Source organism: Microvirga sp. VF16, assembly GCF_016864375.1.
GTDB lineage: Bacteria > Pseudomonadota > Alphaproteobacteria > Rhizobiales > Beijerinckiaceae > Microvirga.
The window spans coordinates 322,863-337,904 of the sequence record NZ_CP069357.1; the positions used below are offsets into that span (position 1 = coordinate 322,863).

A 15,042-nucleotide genomic window follows, 5' to 3' on the forward strand; every position below is an offset into this window, starting at 1 on the left:
ATGGACCTCTCTCCGATCGCTCTCGCAACGGCCTTTGCCGCAGGAGCGATCTCATTCCTCTCGCCATGCGTCCTGCCTCTCGTGCCCGGATACCTATCCTTTGTCGCAGGTCGTGAGCTCGATGGGGTGAACCAAGCCCGCAAAGAATTCTCGGTGTCGGATCTGGGAACCCACAGTCTCTTCGTGTTGGGCTTCACGACGGTTTTCGTTGCGCTTGGTGTTGGAGTTTCGGCCTTCGGCGGGCTGCTCTTGCGCTTCCAGTGGGAAGCGACCATGGGTGCCGGCGCCCTGCTGATCGTGCTTGGCATCCTGATGACGGGTCTGGTGCGTCTGCCGTTCCTGGAACGGGAGTTGCGGTGGCACGGTCCTAGGCGGGCGGGTGGACCGGGCACGGCCTATCTTGTCGGGATTGCTTTCGCGCTTGGCTGGACCCCGTGTATCGGGCCGATCCTTGCTGCAATTCTTGCGCTTGCTGCTGCAAATCCAGGACAGGGCGCCTTCCTGCTGGCTGTGTATTCGTTCGGACTGGGACTCCCATTCCTCATGGCCGCATTTCTGATGGGGCACTTCAGTCGCCGGATCATCTCCCTGAAGCGAACCGGAATTGCCCTCCGGCTCATCGCCGGATCCACCATGGCCATCATGGGCCTGCTAATGGTAACCGGGCAAATGTCTCTGATCGCGATCTGGTTCATCGAGACATTTCCGGCTCTCTCCCGCTTGGGGTAACCGTCACGGCTCCTCGGGAGCCAGGTGGCTGATTGGATGATGGGCAGGCGAGGCATGAGATCCATCTGCGGATGCCTCAAGCGTAGCAGTCACCCGCAGAAGTCGTCCCTGCGATCAAGACATCGTTCTTGCCGTAAGACAGAGTTAACGCTAAGCATTTAAGGAATTCGGGGAAGTGTCCGGCGTCCATGTCCGGGCGGATCAAGAATTGCGGGGTCCCCATGATGAAGCGTATCGCTTTGGCTGCGAGCCTGATGCTCGCGCTCGCCGCCTGCCAGGCTGACGGTGTCTCCACGAGCTCCACGAAGCACCTTGCTCCGATCCCGGCCGCGACCATGTCACTGATGGCCAGCAAGGGGATGTCGCAGAACGACCCGATCCTGATGCGGTCGTTCAAGAAGGAATCCGAGATCGAGGTCTGGAAGCGCGGCCGCGACGGTAAGTACGCGCTCCTCAAGACCTATCCCATGTGCCGCTGGTCGGGCCAGCTCGGTCCGAAGGTCCGCGAGGGCGATCGTCAGGCGCCGGAGGGCTTCTACACCGTCACTCCAGCCGCCATGAACCCGAACTCGCAGCTCTATCTGTCGTTCAACCTCGGATATCCGAACGAGTTTGACCGCGCCCATGGTCGGACGGGATCGCACCTGATGGTGCACGGCTCGTGCTCCTCGCGCGGCTGCTTCGCCATGACGGACGAAGCGATCTCCGAGGTGTATGCGCTTGGGCGGGAAGCGTTTGCCGCCGGCCAGCGCGGCTTCCAGTTCCAATCCTATCCGTTCCGGATGACGGCCGAGAACCTGGCCAAGCACCGCCTCGATCCGAACATCGCCTTCTGGAAGAACCTCAAGGATGGCTCGGACTACTTCGAAATCGCCAAGGAAGAGCCGCGCATTTCAGTCGTCAACCGGCAATATGCGTTTGGTGGCAGCGATGCCTCCGTCGCCACGGCGGTGGCCCAGAAGCGCCAGAGAGACGAGCAGGAAGTTGCCGAACTGGTGGCCAAGGGCGTGCAGCCTATCAAGCTGGTGTACGATGACGGCGGACAGCACCAGTCGTTTCGGCAGGTGCTGGCGGACAACGCGCCCAGCGACGGCGGCTCACTTGCGGTCGATGCCAGCGCGCGGAACCGTTTGGGTGACGTGAGTCGGCCCGAAGCCTTGGCCGCAGGGCCGCAGGAGATTGTTCTCGCCGCAAACGGGAAGCCTAAGCAGGAGACATCGTCCACACTCGCCTATGCCTCGCAGAAGCCGTCAAATGGTCAAGTGGGCGCTCGCGGGCCGGTGCTACAGGCTGCTCCATCCCCTGCCGCGAGTGCTGCGGTTGAGCCAACAGCCCAAGCGGCCAGTGGCGAAGGACGTTCGGTTCTTGGACGCATGCTCTCCTTGTTCGGGGGCTAAGCGCCAGTCTAGGCTAAGACCGCAAGTTGGGGCGGGTCGCGCCACGCGTGCAATGGCCCGCTACGGGACCGTGAGTATCCGCGACCTTGTGCCCCGTGGCGAGCATGGCGCTTGTTTATCTCTGCCGTGCAGAAGCCCCTGCTTGGGCGAGCACCAGTTCCCGGCCGGAATCCGCGAGTTCAAGCCAGCCACGGGCCAGCCACGGCGGTTATGGCTTGAGACATCATGTCTGCATTCACTCGCATGAGGCCGAGATCCTCGGCACGGGGGCTCACCGTCTTTGTGATCGCGGTGGCTCTGATCATCCTTGGCTTGGAGGGCTGGCGCGATTGGCATGAGCGGTAGCAGGAGTTCGCCAGGATTGGCAGTGAAACGCTGATTCTTGCCAAGTCGCTGACCCAGCATGTGCAAGACTCCTTCGAGGTGGCTGACGCCCTTCTGGTGGATGTGGTGGACCGTGTCGAAACCGGCGGCGTTTCGCCGGAGGCCATCAGACGGTTGGATGGTTTTCTCGGTGAGCGGGTCCAATCCCTGCAACGTATCAAGTCGCTGACAATCTACGGTGAGGATGCGGTTCTGCGGAGCAGTTCCCTGCCGGGCCACCGCGGCAGGGTGAGCGTGAGCGACGAGCCGTTTTTTCAGTATCATAGCGCCGTCACGCGCCGGGGCGTCTTTCTCGGTCCGCTCGTTCACGATCCGCTTGGAGGCAATTGGGTTATTACGCTGTCGCGCCGGATCAACAAGCCAGACGGAAGTTTCGGAGGTGTCGCCCAGATCAGCATTCCGCCCGCTACTTTGCGAACTTCTTCGGCCGTATCAACCTTGGATCATAGGGCTCCATCTCTCTCTTTCACACGAGCGGCACACTCCTCTCGCGCCACCCGTATTCCGAGCGCGCCCTTGGGATCAATGGTGCCTACGAGCCTTGGTTTAAGACTGACAAGGCCGCTGGAGTTCATGAATACACCTCGCCCATCGACGGGGTCACGCGCATTGGCGGCTTTCAACGCAATCATATCTTTCCCATTGGCGTTCTCGCCTCCGTCGGGCGAGACGAGGCACTGATAGTTTGGAACCGGCTCTTCGTGTTTCGGATTGTCCTCATCGGTTTTGCTCGTTGTCACGATCGTCACCCTGGGCTTGAGCCTCGTACGGCAACTGCGGCGACGGGAGGAGGCGGAGGCGGAGCTCGCCGTGCTCGCCGTCACCGATAGCCTGACGGGTCTTGCCAACCGGCGCCTGTTCGACAAGCAGCTCGAGACGGAGTGGCTCCGGGCCTCGCGGGAGAAGTCACCGGTGTCCCTGCTTCTCGTCGATGTGGATCAGTTCAAGGCCTACAACGACATCTATGGCCATCAGGCCGGCGACGAATGCCTGCGCATCATTGCCAAGGCGCTTGCGAGCGCAGCCCGCAGACCGGGCGACCTGGTGGCACGTTATGGCGGCGAAGAACTTGTGGTTCTTCTGCCGGATCTCGACGAGGCCGGCGCGGCGGCCGTGGCCGAGGACATCCGCGCAAAAGTCGAGGCGCTCTGCGTGCGGCACGAAGCCAACATTCCCTCGTGCACCCTGACCGTCAGCATCGGCAGCGCGACCCGCGTGCCAAGCCTGGACCGATCCCGCAATGGCCCGGAGGACCTGATCACGCTCGCCGATGCGGCCCTCTATCGGGCCAAGCAGGATGGCCGCAACCGGATTGCCGTGGCGAAAGTTGCCCGAGTGGGTGCGGCCTAGGCAACGATCGGCGGGGAGGTGCACAGGTTAACGGTGAGTTCGTTGCGTCCTGCTCAACTCCATCAATGCTCAAGGGCGCTCGATTTGAGCGCGAGCTCTCGCTGTTCAGTCGTTGCAATAGTATTCACCATCCAAGACGCGCCGGGGCGCTCCCCAGGCCGTACCGCTTGAGGCTCGGCCAAGCTTTCTGCGCTTATGTCGGCTCGATATCTGGGACGTTACGGTCAAGCTCATCCAGCCAAACGCTCGGCTCTGCATCGGATGGCGCACGCCAATCGCCTCGAGGCGACAGTGAGCCGCCGGACGAGATCTTTGGGCCATTGGGCATCGCCGTACGCTTGAACTGGCTGGTGAAGAACCGACCCAGAAAGACCCGCAGCCATCGCTTGATCTCGACGAGGTCGTAAGCCCGGTGTGACGCTGGCGGAAGGTTTGGCGGCCAGGTACCGGCTTGCGCGTCCTTCCAGGCATGCCAGGAAAGATAGGCGATCTTCGAGGGGCGGAACCCATAGCGGGTCAGGTAGTACAGATTGAAGTCCTGTAATGCGTAGGGACCGATCATCGCCTCCGTCGACTGGATCTGCCCAGACCCATCCTGCGGCACCAGCTCCGGTGAGATCTCGGTCGCCAGGATCACGTGGAGGATCTCGGCGGTGGATGGGTCGACGTCACCGGACGCGGCGACGAACCGGATCAAGTGCTGGATCAGCGTCTTGGAAACCGACGCATTGACATTGTAGTGGGACATCTGGTCCCCGACGCCGTACGTGCACCAGCCCAGCCCCAGCTCGGACAGGTCGCCCGTGCCGACGACGATGCCGCGGTTGTGGTTGGCGAGCCGGAACAGGTAGTCCGTCCGCAAGCCCGCCTGCACGTTCTCGAACGTGACGTCGTAGACGGGCTGCCCTTCGGCAAAGGGATGCCCCATGTCGGAGAGCATCTGCCGGGCGGCCGGGCGGATGTCGATCTCGGATGCGCTGACGCCGAGCGCCCGCATCAGCGCCCAGGCGTTGCCCTTGGTGCCCTCGCTGGTCGCAAAGCCGGGCAGCGTATAGGCCAGGATGTTCGTCCGCGGCAGGCCCAATTTGTCCATGGCGCGACAGCACACGAGCAGCGCCTGCGTCGAGTCGAGGCCGCCGGACACTCCGATGACCACCGTCTCGGTCCGTGTGGCTTGCAGGCGCTTCGCAAGTCCCTGGACCTGGATGTTGTAGGCCTCGTAGCAGTTCTCCGCGAGCTTGCTCGGGTCCGCCGGCACGTAAGGAAAGCGCTCGACCGGACGCCTCAGCGGGAGTTCCTCCTCCGGCGCGTCGATGGAGAGTGGAATGATCCGGAAGTCACTAGGGGTGACCTTCAACACGTCGCCGCAATCCCGAAAAGAGACACGCCGCATCCGTTCCTGGCGCAGGCGACCGAGGTCCACGTCAGCGACCGCCATGGTGGAATTGGCAGGAAAGCGTTCGGTCTCGGCTAGGCGCAGGCCGTCCTCGAAGATGCCGCCATGGCCGTCCCACGCGAGATCCGTTGTCGATTCCCCAGGTCCCGCTGCGGAGTAGGCGTAGGCCGCAATGCAGCGCATGGACTGGGAGCCGCACAGCAGGCGCCGGTCCTCGGCCTTGCCGATGGTGATGTTGCTGGCCGAAAGGTTGAGCAGGATCTCGGCCCCGGCGAGGGCCGCCGCCGTGCTCGGTGGATGGGGCACCCACATGTCCTCGCAGATCTCGACATGGAAGGTGAACGGGCAGGTTCCCGCCGACCGGAACAGGAGGTCGATTCCCAGGGGAGCCTGAACTCCCGCGACGGTGATCTCCTGCCCTCGGACCTCCGCCCCAGGCGCGAAGTAGCGTCGCTCATAAAACTCCCGGTAATTCGGCAGGTAGGCCTTGGGCACGACGCCGAGGATGCGTCCGGCATGGATGACGATCGCAGCGTTGTAGAGGCGGCCTTTGGATCGAAGGGGGGCTCCGACGACGAAGGCTGGAAACAGCTCGGCACTGTCGGCCACGAGGCGGCTGATGGCATGCTCGACCGCCTCGAGCAGAGCGTCCTGGTGGAAGAGGTCGTCGATCGAGTACGCCGACAGCCCCAGTTCAGGGAACACCATGAGCGCGATGCGTTCCTGATGGCCTTGGCGCAAGAGCTCCAGCGTCCGCTCGGCGTTGAACCCTGGGTTCGCGACGTCCATCCGCGGAACGCAGGCGGCAATCCGGACGAAGTCATGACAGTACGGGGAGAAGAAGGAGATCATTTCGGGTCTGAGGATCCTCTGAAAGTTGGCTCTGGCCGGCAGAAAGCCCCACTCACGGCGCGACGCAAACTGCGGAACTCTGCCCGAAATACCAACAAGCTAGCGCGCTCGAGGCAAAGCGATACATCAGCCAAGCTGATCCGATTGGCCGCTGAAGCCGTTTGGCTGCTGCCAGCCATTCAGCCTCACTGAAGCATCGCAGAGCTCAGAGTATCCGGGCAGGGGCCGTGTCCTTCGAGGACGCCTGTCCTGATCCTGCGATGAGGCGTGCCATAATGGCGAGGGCCGCCACGAAGTAAATGCCCCCCATCGGGATCCACATGATCAACCCGGCAAGCCTCTGATCATCAAGCGGCGGAAGACCCCAGGACGCGCCTCGAAGAGCCATCAGAGGATACCAGATCCGGGGGGAGAGAGCGAGCAGGAGGCCCAGCAATGCCGTATGCAGGAAGGTGAAAAACAGAAGCATGGTGGCCAATCCGGACGCCGCACTTGGAGCCCGGTACGTGTCGATGATCGAATGCCAGAACACTAAACTCACGACGAGAAGCATCGCGTACATCAGCACATGCAGGCCGACATTCAGCAACGCCCCCTGATAGAGCGCCGGAATATGCCAGATCCAGATGTTCAAGCCGTAGAGCACAAAGCTGACAAGGAGATAGACATGCGGCTGCACCGCCACTGAAGCGTGCCTCCATCTCTCCAGTTTGATGCGAAGATTTGCCGGCACGCCAGCGAGCAGGGCACGGCCCGGGCGGCTCAGCACGAGCAATAATGGCACCCCTACGACAAGCAGGACATGCTGGACCATGTGCGCCCAGGCGAGGGTTGATGCCATCCGGCACAGCGGGGACACCAGCGCCACAGCCAGGCACCCGACGCCGGCCGTAAAGAAGGCCCTCTGGACAACGGTCGGCCGGGCGTTGCTGTCGATGGCCGACAGCCCCCGGAGGTAAACGAAAGCGACAAGGATCAGTGGCAGGACAACCACGGGCGACAAGCTCCACGACGTCCAAAGTTGCTCCGGCTTGGTTTCGGGAAGGGTCGCCAAGCATAGGGTGAGAAGGTCCGTCGGCAGGTCGATTTCTGCTGCCATACCGGAACGCGCCGAGATCAGGAGCCAGATGCTGACACTACACAGGCAGGGGTGCATCTTCACCGTGAACCTGGACATGAAGCCCTCTCCATAAGCAGCAAAGTGACAACAGCAAGACTACAGGCTTTGTTCACGCCGGTGATCCTCGCCACTCGTTCTAATTGTGGGAGGCTGAGAGGGTTGGAACAGCCTGGCTTAGCCGCCGTTGACGGCTGAAGGAATTCAGTCGGCTTTTGTCATGCGATGGACTCTGCGCCGCTTGCGGTGTCTCATCCTTATTGTCGTTGCTGCCTTCGCTCTTCCAGCGGGCCAGCAGGCTGCTGCCTATCGCTATTCTCCTGGGGTCATCGATGCAGCGGATGTGGGATGGTCGATGGGCATGCCTATCGGCCATGACAAGGGCCAGCCGACAGCTGCTCCCCAGAAAGGATGCTGTCTCGCCCATTGTGCCTTCTCCATTGGACGTGAGCCACTCATCTCGCCTCTGCCGTGCGGCCAGGGACATTACTTGGCACACCTCACCGATGAGCCCGGGACCCGTCAGTCCGCGGGCGGTATCTTTCGTCCTCCAAGACATCCATAAGGCCGCCCAGTGCTTGGCCGTCCTTTCACCCTAAATGGCTGATCGGCGGCCGGCGTTTGCTGGCGGCTTCCTGACACGGCTTAAGGTCGGGAAGGCGAGGGCCGATGCCTCTCCCGGTTCCTGGATCACGAAACAATGGAGGGACCATCATGGGACACACACACGGGCATGCCCACTCTCATGGAGGCGGCACTGGCTCAGAGGACCGATCACCCCAGCGCGGGCGTCGCCTGCTGATCGCGCTCGCGCTCAATCTGGGCATCACCGCCGCTGAGGTTGGTGGCAGCGTGATCTCCGGTTCGCTGGCGCTTCTTGCCGACGCGGCGCACAACTTCTCCGACGCAGCCTCCGTGCTCGTGTCCTACATCGCGTGGCGGATCTCCCAGCGCGAGGCGGACCGCCGGCGGACCTTCGGCTATGCCCGCGCCGAAACAGTCGGTGCCCTGATCAATCTTACCACCTTATTCGTGATCGGGATCTATCTCGCCTATGAGGCGGCGAACCGGCTCATCAATCCGGTGGAAGTAGCCGGCACCACGATGCTGGTCGTCGGGGTGATCGCGCTTGTCGAGGACCTCGCGGCGGCCTGGGTGCTGCGCAAGGAACTGGGCAGCCTGAACGTGAAGAGCACCTATCTCCACATGATCGCCGATGCCCTGGCGACGGTCGGCGTCATCGTGGGTGCCATTGCGATTATGGTGTGGGGCATCACCTGGATCGATCCCGCGATCACGGCGCTCATCGCCGTCTACATCTTCTGGCACGCGTATAAGGAGATCAAGGAAGCCATCGCTGTCCTGATGGACAGCGCCCCAAAAGACTTCGACTACGATGGACTTGTGGCGGAGCTGAAGGCGAACCCCTCCGTCGAAGACGTCCACCACCTGCACGTGTGGCAGCCCGACGAGGGCAGGACCGCGCTGGAAGTGCACGTGGCCGTGTCGGAGCGGGATCTCGCCGCCGTCACGGACCTCAAGGAGCGCATCAAGGCGCGGCTCAAGGAGCGGTTCGGCATCGACCACGCCACATTGGAATTCGAGCTCTCATCGCAAGTCCATCACGGCCGCGAACTGCTCCAGGATCGATGAGGTCTATATTCCAGCTACAGTTTACTGGTTTGCCGTCATGGTCGGCGAGGTCTGGCCGCCGAGCGAGGCCCAGGTCGCGCCCGCGTCGCCCTCGCGCTTGATGTAGACATAGCCCGTCTTGTGCCAGGGCAGGATCGCATTGCGCTTGTTGTCGAGGATGAGATCGCCGCGGTTGGTGCGCACCATCATGACTGCGTGTCCCGCGCCTTCCTCGTCGATGACCACTGTCATCCGCAGTGCCCGGCGCGGGAAGCCCGCCTCGACGAGACGCTTGCGCTTGACGAGCTGGTAGTCCTCGCAGTCGCCGTAGCCGTCCTCAGCGAAGTCCCAGCGGTCGTCGACGCCCCAGTGGTCCTTGTCGGTCTTGGCCTTGATGTCGGCGTTCACCTGCTGGTTGATCCGGACGAGGGTCTGCCAGTCCTTCGGCGTGAGATTGACCGTGGCGGGTTCGGAAGCGTCAACGGCGCACTCAGCTGGGTTCTGTTCGCAGAAGCGGACCCAGCCCATGATCGGCTTGGCGATGCCAACCTGAGCCGTGGGCTGGGTGACACCCGGCAGGCCGGCCACGGTTTGCGCCTGAGCTTCGCTTCCGATCGCAGCGAGGGTTAAGGCAAGGGCAGCAAAACCGCGCGTGATCCTGGAAAAAGGCCGAACGTTCAGAAGCCCGAAGAGAGGTTGCCGCATAGCCCCCACCGCTGTGTCGTTAAGGTTTCGTTCATCAAACCTGACACAAGGGGTCGGGAGGGCTCAAGGCAAAAGTTAAACAAAGGTTAACAGGTCGCACCCACCTTTCGTTCCGGAGTTTCGTCAGCCGTGTCCGGCGCGCAATGTCGCAGCGGTAATCTCCAGGCGACCGCTGACATCATCGAACACGAGGGCGTAGTGCACGTTGGTGCTGTCCCGGTGCGCCTCGCCCACGCTGAGGGCCGCCTCACCCAGTGCAAGAAGGATCTCACCGCGCCGACCCGCGTCCATTTCTGGATCGTAGGCCACCATGGTGGCCCCGATCACCGTCAGGGTGTCCTCGAGGAGGCCCTTCGCCGCCGCGTCGTCACCCTGACGGAAGGTCGCCGCGACAGTGATCCGCTCCATCGCGGGACGGGCCGCGGAACTGGACACCTCCACGTCGACCTGGCGCGCGACGAAGCGGCAGCGGGCGGCGGCGCACGCAGTCTGCCGGACGCGCAGGCCGGAGCCGACCTGTTGCAGGGCCACGTTGACGGTCTCATCATAACGCTCAGGCGGAGTGTCGAAGGGATTCGCCAGGGCGGGTGATGCGAGGACCAGGATCAAGAGGGCGGCAGCAGTTCTCATCGGGTTCTCCGGAGCCGCAGCAGACAACACGAGAGCTGCGGTGGGCGAATGACAAAAGAGTGTACGACCCTGACTGCATACCGCATTGACTGCGCCCGCATCAGGAGGCACGTCCCTCATATCCCGGGCCGGAGTATCGCTTCCGTCCGACAGCAAACTGTTAATGTGATGAAATCAGTTCTCTTGGGCACCCAAGCCCTTCTTGTGATCTTGCTCGGCAGCAACCTGGCACCCGCACTGGGCCAGGGCTCTGAGACCTATCGCACCGGCACCATCATCGTCGAGGCCCCTTGGTCTCGCGCGACGCCCGGCGGCGCCAAGGTGGCCGCAGGCTACATGCGGATCACGAACACAGGCTCAGAGCCCGACCGTCTGGTCGGCGGCTCCACGGTCGTCGCCGAACGCTTTGAGGTGCATCGCTCCACCGTGACTGATGGCATCGCCCGCATGGAACCCGTTGCCGGAGGCCTGGAGATCGCGCCGGGGCGGACGGAGGAACTGAAGCCTGGCGGGAGTCTGCATGCCATGTTCGTCAACCTGCGCCAGGGGCTGAAACCAGGCGACACGGTGAAGGGCACGCTGATGTTTGAGAAGGCCGGCACAGTCGGGATCGAGTACCGGGTCGGTGGGATCGGCGCGCAGGCGGCCCCTGCCGCAGCGAGCGCTCATCAGAACCACTGAGGGAACCATGTCCGCTCTCAAGCTCGTGCGTTGGATCTTGTGGTCCCTGGTGGCCGTGGCAATCTTCGTCGCGACGGGGGTCGCAGTCGGCTGGCTCAGGACGGAGTGGCTCGGCCAGCGCCCGCCTGTGGCGGTGACGACCACGGGTACGCCGGCTGTCGGCGGTCCATTCTCGCTGGTGAACCACCGTGGCGAGCGCGTGACCCAGGACACCTTCAAGGGTAAACCGACAGCCTACTTCTTCGGCTTCACCCACTGCCCTGAGGTGTGCCCGACGACGCTGTTCGAGATGAGCCAGCACCTCAAGGACCTCGGACCCGACGCCAACCGCCTCAATGTCGTGTTCGTGACGGTCGATCCGGAGCGGGATACCCCCGAGTTGCTGAAGACCTATCTCGAAAGCTTCGATCCCCGCATCGTCGCACTGACCGGGACGGCAGAGGAGCTAGCAACCGCGGCCAGGGCCTTCCGCATCTCCTACCGTAAGGTGCCGACCGAGGGTGGCAACTACACCATGGACCACACCTCATCGGTGATCGTCACGGATGCCAAGGGTGAGTTCGTCAGCCTGATCGACTATCACGAGGACAAAGCAATGGCGCTCGCCAAGTTGCAACGAGTCGTCCGCGAGTAAGAAATGAATGGCAATTCACAGCTGGAGACCTCAGTCAACGGGGTCGCACAGTCCTTGCTGAACAGGTTTGAAAGGACGAGATGAGTCGCATGAGCCGGACAACCACCAGCCGAGACATATCCGTGGCGCGTGTTCCACTCGCGGTATCCGACGGTCATGCATGGGCGTGCCTGTTTGCCGCCTGGATCGTTGCGCTCGCCGCAACCTTCGGGGCTCTGTTCATCGGGGAAGTCATGGGGCAGACGCCATGCCATCTCTGCTGGCATCAGCGCGCCTTCATGTTCCCGCTCGCTGTCATCCTGGCCGTGGCAACCTTCCGCGAAGATCTCGCCATCTGGCGCTACGCTCTGCCGATTGTTGCCATTGGCTGGCTCGTGGCAGCCTTCCATTCGCTTCTCTATGCCGGTGTCATCCCCGAGGCAATCAAGCCCTGTGGGCAAGGCCCGTCCTGCTCAAGTGCCGCCATGACCATTCTGGGACTGCCGCTTCCGTATTTATCATTGGCGGCCTTTACGGCTATCGCCGTTCTTCTCCTCCCTGCCCGCCGAAAGGTATCCAATGTCTAAACGTGTTCTTGTTGCCCTGACGGCCCTCATCATGGTTGTCGCCTTTGCCGGTGGGGCTTTTCTTTACGATCGCTTCGGCACTGAACCTGAGCCTACTCCCGCATCTCCCGTCGCCAGCACTCTTGTCCGGCCGCATTCGCCGGTCATCGGGCCTCCAGAGGCCAAGGTGACAATCGTTGAATTCTTCGATCCGTCCTGTGAGGCATGTCGATCCTTCTATCCTATTGTCAAGCAGATCCTCGCGGCCTTCCCGAATGAGGTCCGTCTCGTTCTGCGATACACGCCCTTCCATGAAGGATCCGACGTTGCAGTCCGAATCCTCGAGACGGCTCGTGCGCAACAAAAGTTCGAACCCGTTCTCGAAGCATTGTTGGGACGGCAACCGGAATGGGCCCCTCATGGCGCTCCTGATCTGAACAAGGCCTGGAGCTTCGCAGGAGCCGCCGGTCTCGATGTGCAGCACGCCCAGGCCGAGGCTTCCTCGCCCGCGATCGACCGCGTGCTGGAGCAGGATGTTGCCGATGTGAAGGCCAACAATGTGCAGCAGACGCCAACCTTCTTTGTCAATGGCAAGCCATTGACCAACTTCGGTCCGCAACAGCTTTATGATCTGGTCGCCAGTGAGGTCGAGCAGGTGCGGAAGGGGACCTGATCTCCGAGGCACTGGCGGGAACCTGCACGGGATTGATTTCAGTCGGGCAGGGCTGCCGGCGGGAGGGTCAGATCTCACAGGGAGAACCGATGCCCTGGACCTCATCGGCCGGGTCAACCCAACCGCTCTTGCCGGCAGCAACAGCTATCTCTGGCCCCAGATCGGAAACGCACGAGCCGGGGGCTCAGTCCCCGGTGATCTGCACCCGTTGCCCTGTGGCGAGAACCGGTAGGTTAACTGTGATATCGCCGGCATTCCGGAAGCGGAGCGTCAATGTCAGCCGGCTCCCTGCACGAAGAGGCCGGACTGGATCGATCAACAGCATTTTAAGTCCGTGTGAGCCGACCGCGATGAAACCGTAAGGCGATACATGGATCATGGGAGCAGCGATCCGGTTTTTCTGCACAAACGGCACGCTACGTGGCACATGGAGCCGGACGGTTTCGAAATCCGGGGAGGACGCTTCGACGAGATCGTCGGCTCCTGTTCCAAGATTGACGATCTGGAACCGGGCAGACGCCATCGACTCCCCGAATGCCACTGTTTCGACACCTGCATCGATGAATGCGAGCGAATGGGCCGGGCTCTGATCCTGCAGGGCCACGGCGGGATCGGCCATAATGAAACTGCAGGCCGCGATCAACACGGCCGCCGGAAGCCCGGGGGATTTCTGGAACCGAAACAGCATCAAGGGCCTGATAGGAGATGTGAAAGCGTCGAAGAACCGCCCGGTTGAACAGTCCTAAGTGCCCGGTAGCGCCAAAGGAATGGAGAGAACTTCCTAAAGGCCTTTCGGCTTCACCTGCGTTGGCGAAGCACCTCGATCAAAAACCAACAGGGTTAATGAAGTCTTGCGAGGGGTTGCTCGGCGTCGACATTGTTCTCTCCGAATCCGGGGGCTGACTCGGACCTAAGTCCGAGCGCGCCTGGACCAATGGCAGATTTCCCGATCAACCAGCCGGACTAGGTTGTCCCACCGCTTCAACATTAGCCATGGGGCATTCGTTATGGAACGGCGTCAGTTCCTCAAATTCGGGGCTGCTGGGATTGCATCGGCCAGCATAGGTCTTCCGCCGATGGACGCACTGGCACAAAGCGTATGCCAAGTCAGCGGGGGTCCTACGCCGGTACCGCAGGCGCCGTGAAGTTCAATCTGGGCATCAATGATATCCGGGCTGAAATGATTGACGGCACGCGCCTCAACATGCTCGGCTTCAGCCTGGCGGGCGGGGAGGGCTCGGTTGCGCAGGGCCGCGTGCCCGGATCGGTGCTCCGGGTCAGGGAGGGCAGCCGGGTCCAGATCAGCATCACCAACGACCGCGAGGAGACGCGCATAACTTGCACCAGACATGATGGTACTGCAGGCCATCATCCACGCGCGCTGGCATTCCGGGTCTCATACAATGCACTCAGAAAGGCATCCGCAAGCCGCGATCGTGGAGCATCCGGAGGTCTGAGAAGAAGAGCCCGGAAATAGATGGCCGGCTCGAACGGGGCCGTTGAGACTCGACTGGACGATGCATGATCGATCGCCAGAGGGTTGGCAATGCCGATTCCTGCGCCCTCGCCGGCGAGGGTGACGACGGTTGAGGAAAAGGGCGTTTCAACAACGATCTTTGGCTCAACATTGGCGGCCGCCAAGGCTCGATCCATGGCCTTTCTGGCCGTATCTTCCGGCGACAGCGCCAGCAGGGGATAGCGGGCAAAATCGGCTGGCGTGATCATGTCACGACCGGCCAGCGGATGATCGCGAGGAAAGACGCAAACAGCCCGCGGTGTTGCGAACACGGTGGTCTGAACCCCCGACACATCGATCTCGTCAGCCGCCAGCCCCAGGTCGACCTGCCCAGATGCGACGAGATCCTTGACGACTGACGAGGTTCTGATCTGCAGCGAAATGCGCGCTTCGGAAAAATGTTGAAGGAATCTTGTCACGGCTCGCGGGATCAGGATTTGCCCTAGCGCCGCGAGCGAAGCGATCCTGAGCGATCCTTCGCCAACCTCTCGGATTCTGGCTGCCGCGGCCTGGAGCCGATCAAGGCCAATCAGGTTGCGTTGCACCTCCTCGTGAAACAGGCGGCCGTCACGGGTCGGAATCAGGCGTCCCCGCACCCGGTCGAAGAGGGAAAACCCGATACTTCGTTCCAAATTGGCGATCGTTCGGCTCACGGTCGGCTGGGACGTCCCGAGCAGTTCCGCAGCGCGGCCTGCCCCCCCGGAAATCATGACGGCGTGAAAGACTTCGATATCGTGCAGGTTCATGGCGAGGTCATATCATAAATGAATAGAGTCTGTCGCTTCCGAACATAGCTTACCG

Annotated in this window: 17 protein-coding genes; 11 read left to right on the plus strand and 6 right to left on the minus strand. The window is 62.1% G+C overall.

What is annotated here, in order from left to right; translation table 11 throughout:
- The 4 genes from JO965_RS40595 (at position 1) to JO965_RS40605 (ending at position 3,860) form a co-directional block, all read left to right on the plus strand.
- Positions 1-729 (plus strand): cytochrome c biogenesis CcdA family protein, encoded by a 729-nt coding sequence (locus tag JO965_RS40595; protein WP_203447390.1) that lies wholly within the window; start codon positions 1-3, stop codon positions 727-729.
- Between the two features lie 221 nt (positions 730-950).
- Positions 951-2,126 carry a murein L,D-transpeptidase family protein gene (locus JO965_RS40600; RefSeq protein WP_203447391.1) on the plus strand — a complete coding sequence of 392 codons (1,176 nt, stop codon included), beginning with the start codon at positions 951-953 and terminating at the stop codon, positions 2,124-2,126.
- 839 nt (positions 2,127-2,965) lie between these two features.
- Complete coding sequence (locus tag JO965_RS49820) at positions 2,966-3,340, plus strand: hypothetical protein (RefSeq protein WP_371827026.1); 375 nt, start codon at positions 2,966-2,968, stop codon at positions 3,338-3,340.
- Positions 3,237-3,860: a diguanylate cyclase gene (locus JO965_RS40605; RefSeq protein WP_203447392.1), complete on the plus strand. Its 624-nt coding sequence runs from the start codon at positions 3,237-3,239 to the stop codon at positions 3,858-3,860. Before JO965_RS49820 ends, JO965_RS40605 begins: the two co-directional genes overlap by 104 nt.
- Positions 3,861-4,053: 193 nt before the next feature.
- On the opposite strand, the gene JO965_RS40610 is transcribed toward JO965_RS40605, so the two are convergent.
- Together JO965_RS40610 and JO965_RS40615 are read right to left on the minus strand one after the other, a co-directional pair.
- Positions 4,054-6,108, minus strand: coding sequence for an NAD(+) synthase (locus JO965_RS40610; protein ID WP_203447393.1), 2,055 nt, complete (start codon positions 6,106-6,108; stop codon positions 4,054-4,056).
- Between the two features lie 205 nt (positions 6,109-6,313).
- Positions 6,314-7,285 (minus strand): cytochrome c oxidase assembly protein, encoded by a 972-nt coding sequence (locus JO965_RS40615; RefSeq protein ID WP_203447394.1) that lies wholly within the window; start codon positions 7,283-7,285, stop codon positions 6,314-6,316.
- A gap of 654 nt (positions 7,286-7,939) precedes the next feature.
- Here JO965_RS40615 and JO965_RS40620 point away from each other — a divergent pair.
- Positions 7,940-8,878 (plus strand): cation diffusion facilitator family transporter, encoded by a 939-nt coding sequence (locus tag JO965_RS40620; RefSeq protein WP_203447395.1) that lies wholly within the window; start codon positions 7,940-7,942, stop codon positions 8,876-8,878.
- 21 nt (positions 8,879-8,899) lie between these two features.
- On the opposite strand, the gene JO965_RS40625 is transcribed toward JO965_RS40620, so the two are convergent.
- Positions 8,900-9,562 (minus strand): transglutaminase-like cysteine peptidase, encoded by a 663-nt coding sequence (locus JO965_RS40625; RefSeq protein ID WP_203447396.1) that lies wholly within the window; start codon positions 9,560-9,562, stop codon positions 8,900-8,902.
- A 123-nt stretch (positions 9,563-9,685) separates the two neighbouring features.
- Entirely contained in the window at positions 9,686-10,192 is a 507-nt protein-coding gene (locus JO965_RS40630) for a hypothetical protein (RefSeq protein WP_203447397.1), read from the minus strand.
- A gap of 168 nt (positions 10,193-10,360) precedes the next feature.
- On the opposite strand from JO965_RS40630, the gene JO965_RS40635 reads away from it, so the two are divergent.
- The 4 genes from JO965_RS40635 (at position 10,361) to JO965_RS40650 (ending at position 12,725) form a co-directional block, all read left to right on the plus strand.
- Entirely contained in the window at positions 10,361-10,873 is a 513-nt protein-coding gene (locus JO965_RS40635) for a copper chaperone PCu(A)C (protein ID WP_203447398.1), read from the plus strand.
- A 7-nt stretch (positions 10,874-10,880) separates the two neighbouring features.
- On the plus strand, positions 10,881-11,507 hold the full coding sequence (locus JO965_RS40640) for an SCO family protein (protein ID WP_203447399.1): 627 nt from the start codon (positions 10,881-10,883) through the stop codon (positions 11,505-11,507).
- 89 nt (positions 11,508-11,596) lie between these two features.
- Positions 11,597-12,073: a disulfide bond formation protein B gene (locus JO965_RS40645; protein WP_203447400.1), complete on the plus strand. Its 477-nt coding sequence runs from the start codon at positions 11,597-11,599 to the stop codon at positions 12,071-12,073.
- Positions 12,066-12,725, plus strand: a complete 660-nt coding sequence (locus JO965_RS40650) for a thioredoxin domain-containing protein (protein WP_203447401.1) — start codon at positions 12,066-12,068, stop codon at positions 12,723-12,725. Before JO965_RS40645 ends, JO965_RS40650 begins: the two co-directional genes overlap by 8 nt.
- A gap of 184 nt (positions 12,726-12,909) precedes the next feature.
- Here JO965_RS40650 and JO965_RS40655 read toward each other — a convergent pair whose 3' ends face one another.
- Positions 12,910-13,344, minus strand: a complete 435-nt coding sequence (locus tag JO965_RS40655) for a copper chaperone PCu(A)C (RefSeq protein ID WP_203447402.1) — start codon at positions 13,342-13,344, stop codon at positions 12,910-12,912.
- Between the two features lies 1 nt (position 13,345).
- Between JO965_RS40655 and JO965_RS49080 the strand changes: the two genes are divergently transcribed.
- Both JO965_RS49080 and JO965_RS49825 read left to right on the plus strand, forming a co-directional pair.
- Entirely contained in the window at positions 13,346-13,471 is a 126-nt protein-coding gene (locus tag JO965_RS49080) for a hypothetical protein (RefSeq protein ID WP_256451955.1), read from the plus strand.
- A 261-nt stretch (positions 13,472-13,732) separates the two neighbouring features.
- Positions 13,733-13,870 (plus strand): twin-arginine translocation signal domain-containing protein, encoded by a 138-nt coding sequence (locus JO965_RS49825; protein ID WP_203447403.1) that lies wholly within the window; start codon positions 13,733-13,735, stop codon positions 13,868-13,870.
- A 223-nt stretch (positions 13,871-14,093) separates the two neighbouring features.
- Here the strand turns inward: JO965_RS49825 and JO965_RS40665 are convergent, their stop codons facing one another.
- Positions 14,094-14,987 (minus strand): LysR substrate-binding domain-containing protein, encoded by an 894-nt coding sequence (locus JO965_RS40665; protein ID WP_203447404.1) that lies wholly within the window; start codon positions 14,985-14,987, stop codon positions 14,094-14,096.
- Positions 14,988-15,042 lie beyond the last annotated feature (55 nt).